The 21,287-nt window shown below is 60.0% G+C and carries 25 protein-coding genes; 17 read left to right on the top strand and 8 right to left on the bottom strand.

Annotation, left to right across the window (positions count from 1 at the left end):
• Positions 1–23: 23 nt before the first annotated feature.
• Together CAER_RS0105445 and CAER_RS0105440 are read right to left on the bottom strand one after the other, a co-directional pair.
• Complete coding sequence (locus tag CAER_RS0105445) at positions 24–740, bottom strand: hypothetical protein (protein WP_027234402.1); 717 nt, start codon at positions 738–740, stop codon at positions 24–26.
• Positions 741–760: 20 nt separating this feature from the next.
• The gene (locus CAER_RS0105440) at positions 761–1,402 is read right to left on the bottom strand and encodes a hypothetical protein (RefSeq protein WP_027234401.1); all 642 of its coding nucleotides are present in this window, start codon (positions 1,400–1,402) and stop codon (positions 761–763) included.
• A gap of 229 nt (positions 1,403–1,631) precedes the next feature.
• Between CAER_RS0105440 and CAER_RS0105435 the strand changes: the two genes are divergently transcribed.
• From CAER_RS0105435 to CAER_RS0105380, 12 genes are all read left to right on the top strand, one after another.
• Positions 1,632–2,828: a hypothetical protein gene (locus CAER_RS0105435; protein WP_154667704.1), complete on the top strand. Its 1,197-nt coding sequence runs from the start codon at positions 1,632–1,634 to the stop codon at positions 2,826–2,828.
• Between the two features lies 1 nt (position 2,829).
• Positions 2,830–4,002, top strand: a complete 1,173-nt coding sequence (locus tag CAER_RS0105430; RefSeq protein WP_036796904.1) for a hypothetical protein — start codon at positions 2,830–2,832, stop codon at positions 4,000–4,002.
• Positions 4,003–4,013: 11 nt separating this feature from the next.
• A complete protein-coding gene (locus CAER_RS0105425) occupies positions 4,014–4,730 on the top strand; it encodes a hypothetical protein (protein WP_154667703.1) in 717 nt (238 codons plus the stop codon).
• Entirely contained in the window at positions 4,727–5,002 is a 276-nt protein-coding gene (locus tag CAER_RS0105420; RefSeq protein ID WP_027234397.1) for a hypothetical protein, read from the top strand. The genes CAER_RS0105425 and CAER_RS0105420 overlap by 4 nt, the downstream gene beginning before the upstream one ends.
• A gap of 1 nt (position 5,003) precedes the next feature.
• On the top strand, positions 5,004–5,483 hold the full coding sequence (locus CAER_RS28820) for a zinc-finger-containing protein (RefSeq protein WP_051357708.1): 480 nt from the start codon (positions 5,004–5,006) through the stop codon (positions 5,481–5,483).
• 3 nt (positions 5,484–5,486) lie between these two features.
• Positions 5,487–7,040, top strand: a complete 1,554-nt coding sequence (locus tag CAER_RS0105410; protein ID WP_027234396.1) for a hypothetical protein — start codon at positions 5,487–5,489, stop codon at positions 7,038–7,040.
• On the top strand, positions 7,037–7,357 hold the full coding sequence (locus CAER_RS0105405; protein WP_027234395.1) for a hypothetical protein: 321 nt from the start codon (positions 7,037–7,039) through the stop codon (positions 7,355–7,357). The genes CAER_RS0105410 and CAER_RS0105405 overlap by 4 nt, the downstream gene beginning before the upstream one ends.
• A 68-nt stretch (positions 7,358–7,425) precedes the next feature.
• Complete coding sequence (locus CAER_RS0105400) at positions 7,426–10,023, top strand: RNA ligase (protein ID WP_027234394.1); 2,598 nt, start codon at positions 7,426–7,428, stop codon at positions 10,021–10,023.
• Between the two features lie 17 nt (positions 10,024–10,040).
• Positions 10,041–10,463: a hypothetical protein gene (locus tag CAER_RS27575; protein ID WP_051357707.1), complete on the top strand. Its 423-nt coding sequence runs from the start codon at positions 10,041–10,043 to the stop codon at positions 10,461–10,463.
• A 57-nt stretch (positions 10,464–10,520) separates the two neighbouring features.
• Positions 10,521–10,745 (top strand): hypothetical protein, encoded by a 225-nt coding sequence (locus CAER_RS0105390; protein ID WP_154667702.1) that lies wholly within the window; start codon positions 10,521–10,523, stop codon positions 10,743–10,745.
• A gap of 145 nt (positions 10,746–10,890) precedes the next feature.
• On the top strand, positions 10,891–11,619 hold the full coding sequence (locus tag CAER_RS30115; protein WP_036796902.1) for a hypothetical protein: 729 nt from the start codon (positions 10,891–10,893) through the stop codon (positions 11,617–11,619).
• A 60-nt stretch (positions 11,620–11,679) separates the two neighbouring features.
• Positions 11,680–13,164 carry a hypothetical protein gene (locus tag CAER_RS0105380; RefSeq protein ID WP_027234392.1) on the top strand — a complete coding sequence of 495 codons (1,485 nt, stop codon included), beginning with the start codon at positions 11,680–11,682 and terminating at the stop codon, positions 13,162–13,164.
• A gap of 55 nt (positions 13,165–13,219) precedes the next feature.
• On the opposite strand, the gene CAER_RS0105375 is transcribed toward CAER_RS0105380, so the two are convergent.
• A complete protein-coding gene (locus CAER_RS0105375) occupies positions 13,220–14,104 on the bottom strand; it encodes a P-loop NTPase family protein (RefSeq protein ID WP_027234391.1) in 885 nt (294 codons plus the stop codon).
• A gap of 222 nt (positions 14,105–14,326) precedes the next feature.
• Between CAER_RS0105375 and CAER_RS0105370 the strand changes: the two genes are divergently transcribed.
• From CAER_RS0105370 to dinB, 3 genes are read left to right on the top strand one after another with little or no spacing between them, the layout of a single operon-like run.
• A complete protein-coding gene (locus CAER_RS0105370; protein ID WP_051357706.1) occupies positions 14,327–15,010 on the top strand; it encodes a hypothetical protein in 684 nt (227 codons plus the stop codon).
• Entirely contained in the window at positions 15,007–15,423 is a 417-nt protein-coding gene (locus tag CAER_RS0105365; RefSeq protein WP_027234389.1) for a hypothetical protein, read from the top strand. Before CAER_RS0105370 ends, CAER_RS0105365 begins: the two co-directional genes overlap by 4 nt.
• 15 nt (positions 15,424–15,438) lie before the next feature.
• Positions 15,439–16,527: a DNA polymerase IV gene (dinB, locus tag CAER_RS0105360; protein WP_027234388.1), complete on the top strand. Its 1,089-nt coding sequence runs from the start codon at positions 15,439–15,441 to the stop codon at positions 16,525–16,527.
• Between the two features lie 292 nt (positions 16,528–16,819).
• Here the strand turns inward: dinB and CAER_RS0105355 are convergent, their stop codons facing one another.
• The 5 genes from CAER_RS0105355 to CAER_RS30020 form a co-directional block, all read right to left on the bottom strand.
• Positions 16,820–17,404: a hypothetical protein gene (locus CAER_RS0105355; RefSeq protein WP_154667701.1), complete on the bottom strand. Its 585-nt coding sequence runs from the start codon at positions 17,402–17,404 to the stop codon at positions 16,820–16,822.
• A gap of 119 nt (positions 17,405–17,523) precedes the next feature.
• Entirely contained in the window at positions 17,524–17,706 is a 183-nt protein-coding gene (locus tag CAER_RS0105345; RefSeq protein ID WP_027234386.1) for a hypothetical protein, read from the bottom strand.
• A gap of 75 nt (positions 17,707–17,781) precedes the next feature.
• Positions 17,782–18,321, bottom strand: coding sequence for a hypothetical protein (locus tag CAER_RS0105340; protein WP_154667700.1), 540 nt, complete (start codon positions 18,319–18,321; stop codon positions 17,782–17,784).
• Complete coding sequence (locus CAER_RS0105335; protein WP_154667699.1) at positions 18,305–18,760, bottom strand: hypothetical protein; 456 nt, start codon at positions 18,758–18,760, stop codon at positions 18,305–18,307. Before CAER_RS0105335 ends, CAER_RS0105340 begins: the two co-directional genes overlap by 17 nt.
• Before the next feature lie 20 nt (positions 18,761–18,780).
• A complete protein-coding gene (locus CAER_RS30020) occupies positions 18,781–19,629 on the bottom strand; it encodes a hypothetical protein (RefSeq protein ID WP_027234383.1) in 849 nt (282 codons plus the stop codon).
• Between the two features lie 73 nt (positions 19,630–19,702).
• On the opposite strand from CAER_RS30020, the gene CAER_RS0105325 reads away from it, so the two are divergent.
• Together CAER_RS0105325 and CAER_RS0105320 are read left to right on the top strand one after the other, a co-directional pair.
• A complete protein-coding gene (locus tag CAER_RS0105325; RefSeq protein ID WP_027234382.1) occupies positions 19,703–20,374 on the top strand; it encodes a hypothetical protein in 672 nt (223 codons plus the stop codon).
• Position 20,375: 1 nt separating this feature from the next.
• Positions 20,376–21,125, top strand: a complete 750-nt coding sequence (locus tag CAER_RS0105320; protein ID WP_027234381.1) for a hypothetical protein — start codon at positions 20,376–20,378, stop codon at positions 21,123–21,125.
• Positions 21,126–21,287: the final 162 nt, after the last annotated feature.

Raw genomic sequence — 21,287 nt, 5'->3', positions numbered from 1 at the left:
TTCACCTCTTCGGTATTGGGGGTTCAAGCAGGGGAGGGGGCGTTATCCTGCTGCTTCAGAAGGTCAGCCAAAGATGGGCCAGCGGGGCAAACATGCAGCAGATCGAGCCGCTCGAAGACACGTTCATCGAAGCTTGAAACAGCCCCTGAAAACAGCCTCTTGGCATCTGCTGGGGATTCGATCATCAGCGCCTTGTCACGGGCGGCCGTAGGGCTCGAGGCATAGAATTTCTGCAACCCGGAAAAGCCTTCACCATCCGGCCGTTTGCGGACGATATAGTAGGCATGCTTGTCCATGGTCTCAGCTTCGCGCTCATGCAATAACTCAAGCTTTTCGGTAAGCCGCTCAAGGGGTTTGCTCCAGCTCGTGTAGCTGGTGTTGCTGCGAATGCCTGCCGCGGAGAACTCGACGTCTTCTGCTTGCGCCTTAGCTTCGCTGCGGGCGACATAAAGCTCGATGCTGGCTTCAATGCGAAAGGGGAATGCCCCGGGCGGAAGGGATGCTTTCAAACGGTCTGCAGCCTTGGCAAGTGCGGCCCGCACATCCGGCCGGGCCATCTGATCTTCATGGAAGTCCCTGAAGCGGCCGTCTTCTTCATCCGGCCGCAACAGAACAAGTCCTTTATCGATTTCCACCGCGAAGCGGCGCAATCTTCGCGCATGGGGATGCTGCTCATAGCGCGCCTTTACAGCGCCGCACAGAATTTTCAGGATCAGATTAACTGATGCTTCCGCCTGCATTGGGTGTACCTCTGGTTTTCTCAGCTAAGTGTAGGCGATCGGGGTGAAAGCCCAATCTCCGAAATCCGCTGACCTTCCGACGGCATCGGGCCACCCTCACGCACGCACAGCATGCGCAGCACGAAGATATGGCCCGGATCACCAGCGGTCATGACGCAGGCGCTGAACCGGAAGGCACATTCCGGATCGATTTCCTTTCTGCCCGCGGACATCAGGATTCCGGCGCCTTGCCCTTCAAGCCCCTCGAAGACATTTGGCTGCAGAATGAAGAGGCCGCCGGCCTTATCAACAAGCCGGCCGAGAACCTTCCTCAGGACGTCAGGCTCCAATGCTGAGATCACCTCAATGGCCTCCGCGAAGTCTTCTGTGTTTGGTTCCAGGTAGCGGGCGCGGCAGAATTCGGTGAAGAGATTGATCTCCTCTTCCCCATCGGTGTCGGTGCGCCAATGGGCTTGGCAGCCCTCATCCTTGTCCGTGCGCAGATGATCAGCGGCTGCCAGCGTAAACGCATTGGCCAGGAGATCGTTTCCGATATTGTCGAGAATATCCTGGGAGCGATAGAGGATGTCCGGGGTTTTGACCGCAAGGCGTGCAATCAGCTGACCGATCAGAATGGAATTCCCACTGGCTCCGAGGACTTCTTCTGCAATTTCCGGCGACACGGCACTGCTCCTGCTGCGCGCCAAACGGGATATCTGGCGTCCTCCCGGCAGTATGCGAAAAAAAATAATCAAGGGCAAGGTGGGCGTTTTCGCACTTTTGATTTTCCGGTCCGTTTCCTATGCTCATCAAGAATAATTTCGAGGCGATGCGATGCTTACTTTCCTGCCGTTCCCTCCCGCGCTTGCGGAAGTGTCTGCGAAAAATGCCAGAACGTCTTGCGAAAGCAAGATGGGGCAAGGGGACCACATGATCCCGGGTGTCGCTGCATATCGTTTGCCGGACGGCTCGCTGCGTCAGGCTCATGATCTCTATGCGCCAATGTACCCGGCCGGGGCGACGCCAGGGATTGCAACATTGAACTGCCGTATGCGCCACTATGCGAACGAGACTTCGGGCTATGACATCACCGTGCAGGACTTTGTTCCGGCTGCGGAGATGCTGCGGGACAACCCGGTGCATGACCCGGAGCGGACTGCTGACGTCATGGACAGCCTCGCTGTTGCGCATGTGCGGATCGGCGGCGAAAGCGGTTTCCTCTGGGCGTTGGATGAAGATCAGATGGCCGCCTGGGTGGATGCGCTGCCGAAGCATGCCCAAATCACACGGGCCGTCCTGAGCCGGCACGGGTTGGGTGAAGGGCAGGTGGCGTCCGCAGCCTTCATGGTCATGACTGCAGGGGGTACTGAAATCCACGTCGGCGCAAACGCGGATACGCTGGCTGACGGGCTGCGCGAACGTTTTTACTTTATTGACCTGAATGGCCTTCAGGGTGAGGACGTGATTGGCAAGATTGCCGGGTATGGCCGTGAGCGGAATTGGTCCGTCGACAGCCAGGTGCTCTTGAAGCGTGATGCGGCGGCCCATGGGCCGGGTTGCGGCTGCGCATCCTGCATGGTCCGTTCCGGAAATGACTGGCTGAAGGAGATCATCGGCACGGTTCCCGCGGGTGCCCTAATGCGGCCTTTGCAGAACATCTCCATTGCGATGATCGAAAACGCCGGCCAGCCGATCCTCCTCACATACGGCAGCAGTCCGGCCTTTGCATTTCAACAGGCCTCAGACCTCTTGCAGGAAATGATGCTGAGCGGGCAGGCTCCCTCAGTGGTCATCGCTGACGGCATCGCAGCTCTGCCCTATGGCGGGCAGCTGAGGCATCTCGCAGTCCTTTTTGATGATGCCCTCCAGGATCCGATGGCGCCTATGGCTTTTGCCTCCGGCACGGATCGCAATCTGGCATCTCTGATCCGGCAAAACCTTGAGGGTCTTGTGGACGAAGCCGCAATGGCCGGGGTGCGGGACATGATCGATCTGGCAGACGCGCTGGCGGAGACCGGCCGGTTCCGCGTGGTGCGGATGGAAACAGGCGAGCTGGCTGAGCGTCTTGCAGTCGCCCGCAGCGCTGATGATGAATGTCCGGAAATTTGAGATGATTACCATTAAACGCATCTACGAGTTTCTCTCGCCGCTCGACGCGCTTGCTGCCAAAATCCCTCTGGCCGAGGGTTTTGCGGCCATTAATGGCCTTCGCGACCGGATTGCGGTGGATGTCGAGGCCGCGCTCGCTGCGCGCAGCGCGCGCAAGCTCGGCAAAATTCCGAACCTGGAGGGGCGGGAGTTCCCGGAGGCTGAAGACTGGAACCGCTTTGCCGCGGGCGGTGATTTGACGGATGGCGCCAAGACCATCCTCAACGCGGTTGCCGGCCATCAGGTCAAATCGAAGCTTGTTCAAGCATTGCTGTCCTGCGGAGATGATGAGGGCATCATCGATATGGCCGCCTTTCAGGCCCGGATCGAAGATACGGCGGCAGGTATTTTCCAGCACCTCTGCCATCCATTGGCGCATACCACCGGCGGCATCCAGATTGGTTTGAGCACCCCAATGTTCAAGGATAATGCCAACCTTTCGCCAGCTGGTCACCCGGACAATCTGCTGGTCAGAATTGATGGGTGGAAGGATCTGGATCTTCTGGTCAAACGCAAGGGACTGGGCTGGCAGAACGCTGGCTATGTCAATGCCCTGAAGGCGCGCGTTCCGGTTGCCGAAATGCCGCTCGATAGATTCATCGGCCGTGCTCATCCCATTATCGTTGAAGACCAAAACTTCGGGCCTGCAGAGCAGGAAATGATCGACTTCACGCGGGATGGATTGCTCCGCATGCGGATGGATCTGGATCTCTATCAAGAATTCCGCGACGGCGGCCCTTTGATTTTCGCAGACGTTCGGGAATTCCAGGTTCCTGGCTATCCGGATTTCCGGTTTTTCGCCCAGGCACCCGACCTCATGATGGCTCGCCTTGCGATCCTTGATGCGGGGACCCTCAAGCTTGCAGGAGGGTGCGTCAGGGGCACACCCTACGTCGAGGAGGCCTGGCGGGGGCGGGGCCTTGGCAAGGCGATGCATAAGGCCGACCGCCAGGAGGCGCTCGGTCTTTTCATGCCGTCACACTTTTCGCGCTCAGGATATGAGGCCCGCCGGGCCTTTCATCGCGATGAGGTTGTCGCGGCATATGAGGCGGGGCGGAAAGTTCACCCTGACAACCTCGAGAGATACCAGGATCTGCTTCATCTTGAGAGCGCCCCGCAAATGGACATGAGCTAAGGAATGCGAAAATGAGTTACAAGCTTCACTACGCAATGCTGCTTGAGGTCAAGGGCATGATTGACCGCGGCGGCGTCGGATTCACTGCGGAGAAAGCCGCTGCGGCCCTGCGGGAGATGGCGGACCGTGTGGAAGCGCAGCCGGACAAGCTGAAAGAGATCTTCGGGTCACCGCTTGGCGCCGAGGTCGAGGATCGTTGGGTTTTGAGGTCCGCAACCCGTTCCAATGTCATCCGCAAGGCGGCCGGCGGCTGGGTTGAGGTTGATGCGCAGGATATCGATCTGGAGGACACGCTCCATTCCAGCGTCATTGCAGAGCGAAACCTGAACCCTGGGCCTGATGGGCTCTGGTCCCGCCCGGAAGATATTTTCGGGCGCCCCGTTCTGGCCCGGCTGCGCCTTGATAACGGAGAGTTCGCAGGCCAGCTCGACATGCGCGAATGGTTTGCTGTCGCCGACGAGGAGGACATCGCATACTGCATCGAGCGGGGATGGGACTTCACCGAAAAGGTCGGTGAGGCGGATCCGGAAGAGGTGATCAATTGGTCCCACAATCCGTTGGCATATGATGCCAACCTTGAGCGACTGAACTCTCAAGGCATTGCCCACACCACAGCGATCGAAGCGGATCAGCTGCCGTTTGCGATCGCCTACCTCGATGAGCTGCGCCCCGGCTTTATCGACCGCATTGGCGCCCGCCCGTCAGAGGATGCGGGGATGGAGCCATGAGTGAGAGCCGCAGGAAAGGGATCTCGATCACGCGCCGGGATGGCAGTACCACATTCATGCCGGACCTCGGGAAGAGCGAGCAGCAAGACCTGATGCGCGAAGCTGGTCTTGGCAAGCTGGTGGACGGCGATGCCAGGATGAACCCGATGGATCTTCTGGACGGGCTCATGAAATTTGAGCAGCTCGCCGGTATCGAGCATACCGATGCGCCGGCGGAAGACGCTTTTGATCTTCCTGATGATCCGCAGAGTGATGACGGTATGGAACCCTGACATGAGCGGACCAGGCTGGCCGCCGGGCTTCCACTGCCTTGAGTGCGGCGCGAAGGAGGTGGCAAAAGTATCCGGAAAAGAGGTCTATCCAGGCCGGCCGGATCTCCATGACCTCCCGATGCACCTGTGCAGCTGCGGCGCATATTGCGGCTGCCATCCGGGAACGGATGTGCCGCTGGGCTATCCCAGCGGTGCAGAAACCCGTCGTGCCCGCATGCTTCTCCACAAGCATATGATCGAACCGATCTCTCTGCAGGCGGGCCGGAAGAAGCGCAACAAAGTCCGCACCGGTCTCTACCGGTTCCTTTCCAGCGCGATGGGCATGCCGCGGGAGCAGACCCACACCGGCATGTTCTCGGTCGAGCAATGCCGTGAGGCCTGGCGCCACCTGCGCGGGGTGAGCGCGAATGACCTTCTGGAAGGCCGCTGGAAGACACCAAACCCCACTGCGGCTGAAGCCAGCCCCAATCTGGAGATCTGACCCATGTTTAAACCCTACGATCCGCCTCGCGAGCCGCTTTTCGATGTCGAGATCCTGCGTCGGCACATCACCGCGGACTGGCTCAAGGCCCGGATCAATGAGGCCATGGCCATTCACGAGGCCGGTGAGAAGACACACTTCTATGACCGGCCACCGACCGCAGCGGAGCTTGGCACCGATGAGGCGCTGGAGCGTGCGCTGCCGCATCCCGCGAACCACAAGGCTCTTCAGGAGAAGATCGCCGATATCCTGTGCGACCTGCAGGCCGAAGGGCTGCTAAATCCCATTCCGCATGGCGCGGATCGGAATGTGCGAGAAGCTGTGGAGTGGAATGGGCTCGTCGCCCATGGACGAGAGGGTGTCAGCCAATATGGTTGGCGGGATGTGATGAACACGCCCATGGCGCGCGCCATCGGGGAAACCATCTGGTCTGGAGGCTACGATGCAATCCGGGAGGCCCGCGAGGCGGCCGGGTTTGACCGTAATTCCGCCGACAAGCCTTCTGATCGTGTTGCCGGCAAGGCATTGATGGAGTGCAACAATGCGCTGATCGACAAGGTGGTTGCCAGCTGTATCGCCAAAATGGAAGGCTGTGCCACCGGTGTGCTGCGTTATTTCCAGATTGGCGGTGATGCGCCCTGGTGCCCCAAGACGGACGCGCGCCTCAATTGGGTCGAGGGGGAGCTTCTCTCGCCAGCCCTGGGTGTTTGGCATCATGGCGGCTGGAATGCCGACAAGTCGAAGCGGACACCATCACGTTTCGAGCTGATCGGCCCCTTCGATGGCCCCAAGCCCATCCGGCACGTCGAGTTCAAGTCGCCGTCCGGCACGATCCTCATAGCGGATTGGTTCCGCATCCCTGGATTCAACGAGGGGGTCAAGGACGACGCGGTGCTTGGACCGAGCATCAATTCCGCCCTCGGCGTCGACAATCGGACTCAGGATCATTACGAGCGCCTGGGACTGCTGCGGGTCCACACCACGAACTCCTCTCCGCGGGTCAGCCGTGACGGTGACCTGATCCGCATCGGTTATTTCGATGAGGACAGCGAGGATCTTTGGGTCGATGACCCCGACGCTGAGTACGGTCAGCGTTTCCTTGCTGAAAAGGTGCCTGATGAGATCGGTCGCGTCTGCTGCGATCTTTGGGATGTCACCTTCGCTGATCGCGAGATCCTGGCCGATATCCTTGTTGCCGGCGGCGAGGCGATCGCGGCGAATGGCGGCATCGGGGACCGGGGTCGGGAGGTGGAAGGCGCGCCACTCACGCGAGAGGAGGCCCTCGCGCTGCTCGATGCATATGAGAAAGAGCATGATGTTGTCCGGCTCGAAGTGGAGCCCGGCGCAAGCCTCCATCTCTACATGGCCACCGGCAACAGGGTGTCGCAGTTTCATGAACACTTCCGCAGTCCTGACGTCAGCCGCCATGATTGGCTCGAGGATATGTTCATCCTCTCTCCGCGCGCGCTGAATGTTGCCGCGGAACTTGTCGATGCGGCGGACTGGGTTTGGCCTGAACGCTATTGCTGCAGCCACAACGAGGAGATCGAGCCATGAAGGGCGAACCCAAAGATAAGCCTTCCGAAGAGCGGCTCTATGCGGTCATGACCGACAACCCCCGCAACTTCGGGAAAACGCGACTGGCCCGCAAGGCCCCGGTCCGTTCCCGGGAAACAGGTTTCTGGACAGAGGTCCACCCGGATGAGGTCTGGCTCACGGATCGAAAAACTGCCGAAGAGATCGTATCCCGCCTTGTTCATAACAACCCGCGCGTCGTGCGGGCCGAAAAGGCCATTTCCATTATCCAGGCGCAGCTGGAAGCCGTCACGCCAGCGCCTGTGCAGGAGGCGCCGGACAGCGAGTTCGAGCCATAATCGTAAACCGTATTTCATTTTCGCAAAACGTTGGTAGTCTGCCGGGAAGCAGAACGTAAGGAACAGCAATGGCCCGCAAAGTCATTTTCATCCGCGGTCCTCAGGGGGCAGGCAAGTCAACGCTCATGCGGCGAGCTGGACTGGAGGGTTTCAACATCTCCATGGACAAGATCCGCAATGTGCTGGGCGGGGACATGCTGAATCCGGACGGGCAATTTGTCCCGAACCATGAATATGAGCCGCTGGCTTTTGACGTGTTCCAGGACAGCATGAAGCGGCGCATTGCGCGGGGCGAAGTTGTCTGCATCGACGGCACCCTGGCAAACGGTTCACAGCTCTACGAGCATTGGAGCCAGTTCGAGCAGGGCGGATATTCGGGCCTGGTCATCGACCTCTATGGTTTCGATGACACGCTCCGGATGCAGCGCAACATGGCCCGGCCTGAGCGTGAGCGCGTTCCGGAAAGCAGCGTGGCCAGGATGAAGGCCATGGCCGATGAAGTGCCAATGCCGCCGGTGATGCGCGAAAATCCCAAAGTGGAATTTTTCAATCCCACGGATGACGATGGCATCGATGCGGCACTTGCAGAAATCGGCCGCTTCCTCGCGGACCCGCGCTGCTCACGGGATCTGTCCCGCTATGACCGCGTGGTCCATATCGGCGATATTCAGGGGTGCCACGCGCCTCTGCTCGATCCGCGCTCACCGCTGAAGGACGGGCTGGACCCTCGGACCTTCTATATTTTCCACGGCGACCTTTTCGACCGTGGTGTCCAGAACGGTGAGGTCGGCAAATGGTTCATGCAGGAGGTCTACGGACGGCCGAATGCCGTGCTGATTGCTGGCAACCATGAAGACTATGTCGAGCACCAGGCCCGCGCCGGGAAAGGTGATATCGGGCTGCCCGACAGCGAGTGGGCCCGGTTCAGCTGGCCCCAGCTCAAGGAGGCCGGCCTGACGCACCGTGATTGCCGCCGTATCGCGGAGATGTCTCAAGACTACCTGGCATATAGCTGGCGCGGCCGCGAAGTGCTGTGTTCGCATGCGGGCTTTGCGCGCTGGCCAAGCAATATGGATCTGGTCTCCACACATCAGCTGCGCCGCGGCAACGGGCGCTACGAGGTCGATGTCGATACCGAGTGGTCCGCCAATGAGGCCGGGACCGGCCGCGTCCAGGTGCATGGCCACCGCAACAGCGCCATGCAGCCCAGCACGGCTGCGCCGCTGTCGATCAACCTCGAGGGGCAGGTCGAGTTCGGCGGACATCTGCGATTTTTGAAATTGGACGATGCGGGCTTCACCCCAATCAACATACGGTCGGCCGTTCACCGCACGATGCAAGACGATATCGCTGCGAACCGGGCGGTGAACCGGACACCGGCCAGCCGTCATGCGCCGCTGATGCCTTGGATCCAGCGTGGCGAGGCGCTGCCGAAGGTCTCTTCCGGCCTGGTCAGCAAGCTTCGCAACCATGACATGATCAACATCAAGCCTTCCGGCTCCCTGCCGGGCGTTTTCTCGGTGAACTTCACGCATAAGGCTTTCAACAACGCGGCGTGGGACGACTACACCACCATGGCGCGCGGCCTTTACATCGATGGGGAGATCGGGACGGTCGTAGCGCGGAGCTATGAGAAGTTCTTCAACCTGAATGAGAGGCCCGAGACGCAGGCGGACACGATCGGGGACCGGCTGACCTTTCCTGTCGATGCTTTTGAGAAGGCCAATGGCTTCCTTTGCATCACCGGCTTCTCTGAGCGTCTCGGCGAGCTTGTCGTGGCATCGAAATCCGTCACCGATGGGGACTTTCCGGACATCGCCAGGGATGTGCTTGCAACGGCGCTCGGACCGGCGGGCATGGAGCGTCTTCTGCGCTTCAACCGGGATCAGCAGGCCAGCCTGGTGTTCGAGATCGAGGACCCGGAGCGGGATCCGCATATCATCAAGCTTGACCGGCCGACGGTCACTCTCCTGGCCTGCATCCGGCGCTCTGAAACCTTCGAGCAAGCGCCATACAAGGATCTTCAGAAGGTCGCCAAATGGCTCGGTTGCGATGTGAAAAACCGTATCGCTAGTTTGCCGAACAAACGGGCGCTGGAGAGCTTCAACCGCCGCGTCGAGCATGATCCGAAGTGGATGATCAACGGCGCGCCGGTAGAGGGTTGTGTCATGGAGGACGCATCAGGTCAGTTCTACAAGCTCAAGAGCCACTTCTACCGGAACTGGAAGCGCATGCGTGGCGCGGTCAACCACATCCGCAAGGCAAAGCTCGCCGGCAAAGAAGCCAGCATGGAGCGTTACGCGGATATGGAGGAGCCGTACCAGGAGTTCATGGCGTGGGCAAAGACCCTCCCTTTCCCGGCGCTGGAGAAGGACATCATCACGCTGCGGGATGCCTTCAACGGTGACCGCTCGGAGATGGAGAACATCCGGGACACCCGGACCGAAAGCCTGGCCGCGGCCCAGGCTGCCGAGCGCGCCGCGCATTTCTCCGGGCTGATCGACAAAATTGCGGACAACGAGAAGATCTCGACCGACGGCCTGGCCCGTTTTGTGCTTGGAGCGATGGACGATCCGGAGAAAGCGGAGGTGCTTCGCGGCCATGATCGTTACGCCGAGCTGATCGAACGTGCGGAACTCGAGGCGGCACCTGTGCCGGGCCTCTGATACTAGGAAGGAAAATCATGAGCGGAAAGAACGACTTCAAGTCGCAGCGCATTCCCGTCATCAACCAGCTGGCGCCGAACACCGTGCTGGACCAGGGGAAATATCATGTCAGCTACGACTCCAGCACCAGCGGCTACGGCTGCCAGACCACGGCTCTGGTCTTCGGGGACTCGGTGTTCTTTGTGCTGAACGGAGACCACCGGGAGGGCTATGCTGCTGCCTGCGGCACCGGCGGAAAACAAGGCGCGCTCGACTACTTCATCGCCCATCTGGACGATGCGAACCAAATGAGCGAGCACAGCAAGATTTTCGTCGAAGGGGACAGGTTTGGCCGGGACAGGGTGGCCAGGGAGAACCTTAGCGAAGAACAGCTGGAGGCGCTGAAAGCAGCATTTGAAGCCCATGCGCCGGCGCAAGAAGCTGACAGTCCCTCGCCCTGAACCAGAACGGCTGAAGGCTTCAGACCGCCAATCGGAAATTGAAACAGGAACCCGAAAATGTCCGCATCTCATCCCACATTCTCTGCTGGCCATTGCTTTATGGCCCAGACGCTGAACAAGCCCGAAGTTGAGGAAGTCGGCGCTCTCATTCACGGTCATCTCAAAGCGAATGCCGCTGAGATGGATGAGCACGAGCTGAAACGGTGGCAGCAGATCCTGGAGAAGATGGATTATCCGTCTTTTGTGCCGGAAGAGCCGGACCGGGACGGCCTGGAGCCGTGAGGCACGGCCTCGCGGCAAAAAAATGCGAAAAAGCGATTGACGCTCCCGGCAAGGAATGCCAATCTCCGTCCATGGCCAGACCGGGCCTGGCGCTCCAGCTAAGCCAAACCGGTCCTGACGACTGAAAACACCAATCGTTCAATCCATGTTCGACACGGTGGGTAGCGGAGCAACTCAAGCCAAGGTCGAACTGCAATGGGTGAAAACGATGGGAATTTCCGTCAACCGTAAGCAAATCACGACTCTCGCCAAGACCTTTGATGTCCCTGGCCTCAGCTACCTCCAGAAAATGGACCTGATCGCATCTGCGCTTGGCTTCAAAAACCAGGCCGCGCTGATGGCAACCCTCAAAAACGAAGGGCCGGCCGCGCAGGAGCCGCATGCACTGACTTTGCAGGACTGGCGCGCGCCGCAGGATGTGGCCCGCGGCGATGTGCCGATCCGGGAGCCGATCACTGTTGCCATCGAATCGGCCGCAGACCACATCGATGTCTTTATCGGCGGGGCCAAGGAAGATCCCTACGGGCGTCAGGCTTCGAGCCTGCGGATCGAACGGGAAGGCGGCGTGACGCGGTACATGATCATCGACAGCCAGTGTGATGCGCCCCGGGTGATCGGGGTCCCGGATGGGGCATCGATGCGTGACCTGCCTCACGACTGGGAGCCGGTAAAGCAGCAAAGTGACCCGCAGGACCTGATCACCTGGGCCGATGGCTCCTGGTGCTACCGGGATGAGCTGGAAGAATACGGGCGCGACAAGAGTGATGACTTCGCGGTCGTGCGCTGGGGAGACTACGAGTCCGGCGAGGAAGACGAGGCGGCAATCGCCGCCCATCGGATGCCGGGCGCGGCCGACTTGGGCATGACGCCCTAAAAATCTTGCTGGTTTTCGCAGAGTCCGCAGCGGCTCTGCGAAAATCAAAAGGAGCCTATCATGAAGCTGAGAGACTATATCGGGGCGATTTCGCGGGCAGCAGCCGAGAAGGGGCAGCGCAACGGCTTTCGCAGGGTGCTCACCGGGGCGGCACGGCTCGCCAGGAGCAATCCGGCTGAACTGCTGGGGAACATCAAAGGGATTGCCCGGCTGTCAGAGATCCATGACCAGGAACTGGAGAGCTGGGCGGACCCTGATGAGGTCTGCTCCGGTGATGGTCGGTCCCGTTTCGACGTCTGCGATCTCCGAATTTGGCTGCGTTTGGCTGAAGCGGCTGGGGTCGCTGCCATTCCTGCACAGGAGGTCGCGCGCCTGGAGGAGGAGGAGCTGGAACTCCTTCTGGGGTCGGTGCAGTTGCCCAAGGGCATCCGGAAATCTCTCGCTGAGGGTCTTGCCGCTGGGCTGGACACAGCAGAGGGGAATGCCGGGCGTAAAGACCTGAGCGCCTTCTTTGAGCAGGTCCTGGACCTCAAGAACGAAGATCAGGCCTCTGCAGGCCGCAAGGCGGATACAGCCCGGGCAGCATTCGAGAAAATGGAAAGCGCGCTGGACGAAGTGCCTTCCAGCTGGATGGTGCGCACTCAGTATGCAGGCTCAGGCAATCTCAAAGCTCTGGTCGGCACCGGCCTGATGCTGAAGGCGGATGACACGGCGCAGGTGCGGCCCGGCTTCGAAATCGGCGGCGGCTGGGTGCGGACGGGAAACCGGCGGATCATCGACTTCTCCGATCCCCGCTTCCTCCAAACCGCTATCGGCGGACACAAGCCGGGCGTCTCCTACCTGGCGCGCCCTTGGGCGCAGCCTGCGCGGTACCATGAGGGTGAGGATCTGCACCGGGCGAATACACCGCTGGCCGGTCCAGGCAAATGGCCCGCTGAATGGAGGGTTTTTGTCCGTGGCGGCTTGGTGTCCGGTGTCGCGAACTACTACGGCTGGACGGGGGAGGGGGCTACGGCCGCCAACGCCTGGAACGCCATCCGGTCGGCCGCATTGGCGCAGAGGATCGTGGATCATGCGGAGCAGCTTGGGCTGAGCGCGCACTTCATGGATCAGGTGTTCATTCGCAAAACCGGAGAGGACACCGAGGCGATTGAAATGCTGGACGCGGAGTGGCCCGAAGACCGTATGAACTGCACCCTCGATTTCCTGGAGACCAAAGAAGGCATCCAATTCCTGGAAGGCGGCCCGGCGCATATGCCCGGCGGCGGCGGGCACCCCTGCGCTTTTGCCGGACAAGGGACCACCGGGCACCCGATGCGGTCGGTGGCGCGCTGTGAAGGCGTGGCCTATCAATGCATGCCGCATGTAAATCTGGGAGATCCGGCGACCTGGGTGGACGGGGAAGCTGACGGCTGCATTGACGACTGGGCCGCGGCGGCCCGGCTGGCTGCAGAATTCAAGGAGGTCGATCCGGAGATGCAAGGCTTTCTTGCGCGCGTTGGTGTTGCACCGGAATGGTCGTGCAGCGCTGCACCTGAGGTCTGACGCCGGGGATAGGCTTTAGGCCGGGGCACCATATCCGGCGCCCCGGCAACCGCGATTACATCCCGGGCTGATTGTCCGGCTCAGACGACTTGGCAAGCATCTTTTTATGCAGCCAGAGCTCGCCGTCGCGGGAGGTGGCCGCAGTCGGGCCGCAGGCCTTCAGCAAGTCTTGCTTCAGATCTTCGAACTCAGCCGCAGTCACGATCTTGTACAGGAGGTCCTCTCCGGTTGCGCCGTTGGAGAACACCACATCATCGTTATCCAATGCGTTGGCAAAGCAGCGCAGCTCCCAATCGAGATCCTTGGGGGGGATATCTACAGGGTGAGTGTTCAACAGGACTCGGTCACCTACAGTGCGCCCCATCTTCCGCAGGATCAGCATCAGTTCCGCTTCAAATTCTACCTCATCCAGCGGGGTGTTCATGAGGCCGTCGAAGAACCCTTGATCGTTCAGGATGGAGATGAAGCCGCTGGCGTCGCCGGAGATGAAGATCTCGTTGAGCGCTTTGTTGACTCCGCGGGCTGAGGGGGCCTCCTTCAGCGGATAAAGCGCATGCATTCCGTCGACTTCTTCACCAAAGACAAATTCGACGTGGTGTTCCACGCTGCCGGGATGATGCCCAACCAGCAGCTCGCGTTTGGCAAAGATCTTGCGGAAGGCGGTGCGGGAGCGGTCGAGGTATTCGCCATCTTCCAGGAAATCGAGATGCAGCACATAGCTGTCCTGGCCGGCGCGTTTTTGGATCGTGAAGTGCTCCTCGAACTCCTCGTCAATGGAGATCGTGTTTTCGACCATGTTCTGCCAGCTGGTGTAGCCGTGCTCTTGCGCGACCTTGTCCTGCGCTTCGGTGAGCTTCGCGCCCGAGGATTTCTTCAGCGCCTTCGCTTCAGTCTGAAGGGTGGCCACAGGGGTGCCGTCCGCAAGGTATACGTTCGTCATCATCATTCTCCTGATGTGCCGCATGGCGCATCACAAGACGGGCGCATGCTGGCTATGTGTCTTCATAGGTGAGGGTGTGACGTTTGCTGTCGCTTTCCGCGTTAACGGCACGCCGTCGTCCCGGCGCTTGCCTGATTGATAGAGATGCTCAGAAGGGAAGGCAAGCCCGATTTCGCGAAATATGCGAAAAATGATTTGTGGCCGCGTTGGCGCTGTGCGAATATGCGAAAAAGTAATTTCGAGGATGCCCTTGTGTTCAAGCCGGAATTCATCACCTTCACCGGGGCTGACGACAAAACCGATATCGGGGATCTTTTGGCGCTGGCTGAGAGCCACGCGGTGGAATTTGCCATTCTGTTCTCGCCGTCCCGCGAAGGGACCGCCCGTTTCCCAAGGCAGGAGTGGATCGAAGCTATCCAGAGGAGCGGCCTTCGGCTCGCAGCCCATATCTGCGGCGGCTGGGCGCGGCAGATCGTTGAGGAGGGGTGGTCTGAGATCGACGGCCGCTTGCACGGGTTTGCCCGGGTGCAGATCAACACCGCACAGGCGGTTGACCCCGGCCGCATTCACAGCTGGGCGAAGTCTGCTGGACGCCAAAGCGGTCAGGAGATCGAGCCGATCCTGCAATGCCGCGGGCCTTTCCCGGAAGATCCGCGGGTGAGCTGGCTCTACGATCCGTCGGGCGGCCGCGGGATCAGTCCGGCCACCTGGCCGGATCTTCCCGGTGAGACGGTGCGATTTGGCTACGCGGGCGGCCTTGGGCCGGACAATGTGGCTGAGGTTCTGGCCATGCTGCCGGAGCATGAGGGCGGCTGGATCGATATGGAAAGCCGCGTCCGCAACGGATGCGATGAATTTGACACCGGCCTGTGCCGGGCGGTCTGTGAAGCGGTGAGGGCAGCATGAAACAGGATCAGGTCAAGCAGATGACGGATGGGATGGCGGAAAACGCATTCCGGAACGCCTGTTGCGTGGCGATGCAGTTCACCATTTTCCGCTATCTGCTGTGCCATCAGACGGATCGTCTCAACGGCGCTGAAAAGGCGCAGCGGCACCGCGAGCTGTGCAGCTTCTACACCGGCGTGTTCACGGGTAAGGATCCGGAAACGGCGGCCTGGCAGCACCAGGACGTCTATGATGCGATCCATCGGCGGACTCAGGCGAGATTGACGGACCATCTCGTCCAGAAAATCGGGTTTGATCCGAAAGGCGGCGGCGATCTGGAGCAGAACGCGCGCGACTTCTTTGCGATCTTCCATAAGGTGGCGCTTGGGGTTGCGGCGGACTATCCTGATACCTGTACCTGCAAGCCGATCTAGGCGGAGATACCCTGCTTGACCAAAGGGGACGCTGAAACACGCCGCATCATCCATGTCGACATGGATGCATTCTTTGCGTCTGTCGAGCAGCGCGATAAGCCTGCGCTGCGCGGCAAGCCGGTCGCCGTCGGGCGTGCCCGCAAGCGGGGTGTCGTTGCGGCGGCAAGCTATGAGGCGCGCCGTTTTGGCGTACGCTCGGCCATGCCCTCCGTCACTGCCATGCATAAGTGTCCGGATCTGATTTTTGTGGAGCCTCGTTTCGAGGTCTACCGGTCGGTCTCCGCGCAAATCCATGAGGTCTTTGCAATATACACGGATCTGATCGAGCCGCTGAGCCTGGATGAGGCCTATCTGGATGTCACCGAAGCCTGCCGGGCGGGCCGGACGGCTACAGACATCGCCAAGGAGATCCGGGCGGGGATCCTTGCAGCGACAGGGCTCACGGCCTCTGCGGGCGTCAGCTACAACAAGTTTCTGGCCAAGCTGGCCTCCGACCAGAACAAGCCCGACGGGCTGACCGTCATCCCTACCGGGAAAGGGGAGGGGTTTGTCGCGGATCTTCCGGTCGGCAGGTTCTACGGTGTCGGGCCTGTCACCCAGGCCCGGATGGAAGCCCTGGGCATCCGGACCGGCGCAGATCTGAGGGCGAAGGATATGGACTTCCTGCGCCAGCACTTCGGCTCCTCGGCGGAGCGCTATCATGCGATTTCGCGCGGGATCGACGACCGGCCGGTGCGGCCTAACCGCGAGCGCAAGTCCATTGGGGCCGAAACCACCTTCGAGGAGGATGTCACGGATCTGCGTTTTGCCTCTGAGGCTCTCGATCGTCTTTCCGGGAAGGTTTCTGAGCGCTGTGTTCAGAAAGGGATGTCCGGGCGCACGGTGACGGTCAAGCTGAAGTACGGGGATTTCGAACAGCACACCCGTCAGCGGACTGTGACGGACCTGGTACAAAGCCAGGAGAGAATTGCCATGCTGGCCAGGAGCATCCTGCGGGACGAGCACCCCTTCAAGAAGCCTGTCAGGCTCCTTGGTGTGACCGTTTCCGGTCTGGAAGAATGGCGGCCTGAGGCGGAACCCCAACTTGATCTATTTGAAAGGTGAGCCGAATGACTGCATCCCCGGAGGCCAAAGCGGCTGATGAAACGGATCCGGCGCCGCATTCCGATGTGGAACGCCTCGCTGCAAGCCTAGATGAAATGACCACGGCGTCCCGGGCCATTGGCGTACAGCTGCACCGCGTGGAGCGGGCTGCGGAAATGCTGAGACACCTGTCCCGCCTGCTGCATGGGTCGGAAGAGGCCCGCAAAAGGCTCGCCGAGCAGGGAATTGAGGCATCCGTGCAGGAGAGTGGCGGCCGGCGCACGGAGCGCCGGTCCGGCAGCTGCAGCACCGTTCAGTTAACGGCGCTCATCGCCCACTGCGGGAGCACGATCTTGTTGTTCAGCTCCAAGGCCAGAGTGGAGTCCCCCAAGAGATGACCTGTGAAGCCGCTGCTCAAAGGGGCGCCTGTCTCGTAGTGGCGTAGTGCCTTGTAGAGCTCGCGCAGGAGCGCAATCGGGTTCTGTCCGCCTTCCTTGCCCCAGATAAACTGGCAGCCGATGGCTCGTAGTTCCGGTTCGGAAATCGAAAAGAGGCCGGTATCGCCTTCCGCCAGAACCAGGGTGGCGAAGTCTTCATCAGCAACACGGCCCAGATGCATGACGGACCGGCTCACCCCCGCGGCGGTGGTGTTCCCCGGGAAGTGGGTGATATCAAGCCAAAGCTCGCTGCCATGCAGGCGCGACGTGAACTGCATGCCTTCCGACCACTCCCAGTCACTCAAGTGCTCGCCTACGTCTTTTGCCGGAACGGAAAGCGGCTCCAGATACGGGTCATTCGAGGAAAACTGGGGCCAGGCATCACAGCCGGTGGCGAACGCCGGCGCCGCGGTGGCAAGTATTGCGGCAAGGGTCATGCCCGCGCATCTGAAATTGATCATGGAAAATTCCTTCGCGAAAAGAAGCAAGGCGCAGATGCTGGCTGCGCCTTCTCTTACCTTTGACTAGGGCAGGAATTTTTCTAAATCAATATGGAATGGCGGTCCCGGCTGGACGGCGCTCAGGGGGCGGGCGCTTCCGCGCTCCGGATGATGTCCGGCATGTTGCTGTTGAGCGCCGGGACAAGCTTGCCGGTCACCTGCCGCTGGCCAGAGAGGACAATCGCTTCGCCATTGGCAAGCTCCTGCACAAGCTCTCCCTGAGCAGTGATGTGTTTCCCAACAGTGACGCAGCGAATGTTCATGGCAATCCTCCTATGCTGTGGGAAATGATAATGCGAAAAACTGAATCGCGAAAGTCATTTCAGCGCTCCGCGACGCTAGGATATGATCTCGTTCACGTTCAGATCTGCCAGGGAGATACTCTGACTTCCGATTTGCATCTGAGTGTGATCCGGAGCGGCTAAAAGAGAAGAGCCAGCCATCTTGGCATCCAGGAAGGTTGTGACTGCCGAATTCACTTCTGTCTTTTCTCGCTCTTGCATCATCCGAACCGCGGCTGAAAATGCGGTACGCACCTTCTTCAAGAAGGCCACGATCTGGTCTTCGGCTAGTGAGCTGTGAGCGGTGACGCCGAAATGATGAAAGCCCTGTTTTTTCTTGAAATCGAGTATCCGGATCACCTCAACCTGGCTGGCGGACATAGTGAGGCGGCGCACGATATCAGCATCATTCTGCTCGAACATACGGGCAGTGATCGTGCCAAAGATCGGCCTGCGGCCATCCAGCCGCGGCGCCAAGAGGTCGTGCCCCGCCAATAACAAGACGTCGGCCGCAATTGCGTTGCAATTCCGCGTTTCAGCATGGATAGCACTGGAACGCCGTTGCCCTTTCGGGCCTGGCTTAGAATCCCGGTTCATCGCCGCTCTCCAGAGCGGCTTCGTTCTCTGCCGCGGCTTGCTGTTCGAGGTAGGCGGCAAAGGCATTGGACATTCCGGTCTCCTCAATAAAGCGGCGGCCCAGCATCTCCAATGTTTCATTGCTCCAGCCCTGCTCCATTTGGGAGCGCAAGATCCGCCCGTTCGGGTCGACCTTCTTCTGCGGCTCGGACTGGCTGTCGAAGAATGTGCCATCGTTGCCCAGTGCGACCTGGCGGCTGACGATATCCGCCGCGGGGACTTCCTCCGCTGAGGCGAGATTCATTGCTCCCAGAAGCTCACCTTCATTGATCTCGCGGCCGAGCTGTTCAAGGCTCAAGGAGCTGACCCAGGTTTCAAACGCTTCAAGGTTTTCCGCATCGCCCATGCATGTGACGATGATCTTGCCCTCATAGATGTTCGTATTTTCAGAGTTCTGCATCTCTTTCTCCTGCCTGCTGATCATAAGGATGGCTGATCTGCGTATGGATCCCCGCCCATCCAGTTGGGAGCGATATGGAGGCCAGCGGCCTCAGACAGGATCTCGATCTCTGCCGCGCGGTCGGGGTAGGGGTTTATGTTCCGGTAGCCGGTCACATGGGAATGATGCGGCCAGACGCCGGCATCGAAACCGTCGGCGGACTGTGCGGCCAGAACAACCCCCGCCTTCGCCGTCTCCCCTTCCAGTTCCAGATGAGCATACCAGCGGGCATGCTCATTGTTGCTGTTGGACCTGTAGTATTGAGCAATGGCAGTTCCGCTCAGCATGCTTGCGGCCCTTGCCTCGGCTTCGGACTTGATTTCGTACCAGGCACCCGTATCGGTTTCCGCCACCGGCTCCTTTTCAAGGAACAGATCCAGTGGCTGCTGCTGGTAGGTCTGAACCTTGCGGTCGTGTCCCTCGGGCGTAATGACCGCTGCCTTGAGCAGTGCCTTGCCGCCTTCCAGCTGCATACTGATGCTGGAGGTGCCGTCCCGCCAGTCCGGATGACCATGTTCGATCATTTCGCCGAAGACCTGGGCAATCGCGGCGCGCAATGGCTTCTCAGCCATGGCTTCATGGCCTGCGTCATCGACTGTACGGAGCTGCACGAAGGGCCAGTCCACCGCCTCGGGATCCCGTGTATAGATCCAATCAGCATCCGGGGATATCAGGCAGCGGCGATTGGCAGAGAGCGCGCGCATCTGCACTGATGCAATTCCGGATGCGGACATGATCTCGCTCAGAACAGCAATGTTTGCCCGGATGCAGGAGCCCGACAGAAAGCGGATCCGCTCTTGCTCCTCCAGTTGCATGATGGCGTTTTTCATACAGCCCTCCTAGATTCATATCGAGCAGGGTAATGCTGATTAATGAAAATGCGAAAGTCATATGGGGTGCGCGATGACCAGCAGTGAAAACAAGCCAAGCAGCCGCGAAATGCAGCGGGATGAGCACCAGGAGACCGCTGAGGCTCTGATCCACCGGATCCCGCAGCTCGTGCCGGACGACCACATGGAATTTGGCGCATGGCATGCGTGGGTGCAGCCGGTATTGAACCGTCACCCCTCCAAGTTTGATGCCGACATGCTCCCCCTCATTCACGCGGCATCTGAAGCGGCAGTGGCGCACCGCCTGTCCTTCGATCCCTGGCCGCAGTTTACGCGTGCGATGCGCGCCCTCGTTCCGGACATGGCGCCTGATGCGATTGTGTTCGAGGTGGACACTGACGGCGGCGGCAGCGACATCAACTGTCCGAACACGCAATTCAAGGCCGGCCGTATTGCCGGGAATGAGCTGATCAGTCAGGTCTGGTCTAAACAGGTCGCCAAATCCTGGCTGCGGGAGTTCTATCTCGCAGATGAAATCGAGCAAGCGAAAAAGAAAATACCGGAAGCCCTATTGGCTTTGGCAGAAGAGGGCGGCTGGCGGGTCGGGCATGTTCCTCAGGATGAGGTTCCAGGGGTGGTCCTGGTTCATGACGATCTCGAGCGGGTATGGCCTGCCGACGATGCGGCTGGAGCACTGCGCGACATCGGGCTTTCGGTTGAGCCTTCCACAAGCATGGAGATGTGAGATGACCTGGTTCAAAGACAAGCATGGCCTGGCCGCCTTTGCTGAGCTTCCCAGCCATGAAATGGAGGAGCGGATGGAGCAGGGGCAAAGCTTCTATGCGACCCTGACCGGTGTGGCCATGAACGAGGGCGTTGAAGTCACCGTGCTCAAGTCCTTTGGGGCCTCTCCGGTCTATGACACTGTCGTGGCGCTGGCGCGCGGCAGCACAGCCGGGCTTGAACCGGTTGATGTGGTTGCGAAATACGGCGTGGAATACCTCGATGGCGAGGCATTCCATCCTCCCCTCCACGGCGAGGATGTCAGAGAGGCGTTCTGGGAAGGCGAGCTGCAGCGCTGTGGTGAGCGCCGGTTTCATATCGCACACCTCGACACCAGCGAAGTGAGCCTGTTTTTCATCGGGAAGCGGCCCAGTGATGCGCAGGCGCAGCTGGCCGCGGCGGTGCGCAGGCTCTATCCGGAGGAGGTCAGCATCTTCACGGCGATCGAGAACATCGAAGGGCTCAGCATCCGCACCGGAAGCGCAATTGGCAGTCCTGATGACCGCGCGGCCGGATGCATTCTGCGCACCGGCGGAGAGGTCAGCTTCTATCTGGGGGTGGACGACATTGAGATCGAGCAGCAGATGCAGCAGGACACCGGTGCGGCAGATCCCGGCGATCGCATCGAGATCGGTTTCACTTGGGTGAATGACGCACTGATCGACTCTGCCTTGTGCTCGCGCACGACTTCGGAATCCAATTTTTCAATGTAGCACTTGCGTCCCCTTAAGGGGCGCAGACTGCCTGCTAGCGATGCTATTTCGGCGGCTCACCGCCCGTTTTAGCGGACGTGAATCATGCCGCTTGGCAGAGCTCAAAGGGCCTTGAGCAGAGCCGCGTGCGACAAATTAACTTCTTCGGATTTATCCAGATGT

The sequence above is a fragment of the Leisingera caerulea DSM 24564 genome (genome assembly GCF_000473325.1).
Taxonomy (GTDB): Bacteria; Pseudomonadota; Alphaproteobacteria; order Rhodobacterales; family Rhodobacteraceae; genus Leisingera; species Leisingera caerulea.
Note: the sequence above shows the minus strand (reverse complement) of the source record. Positions and strands in the feature narration are given on the sequence as shown.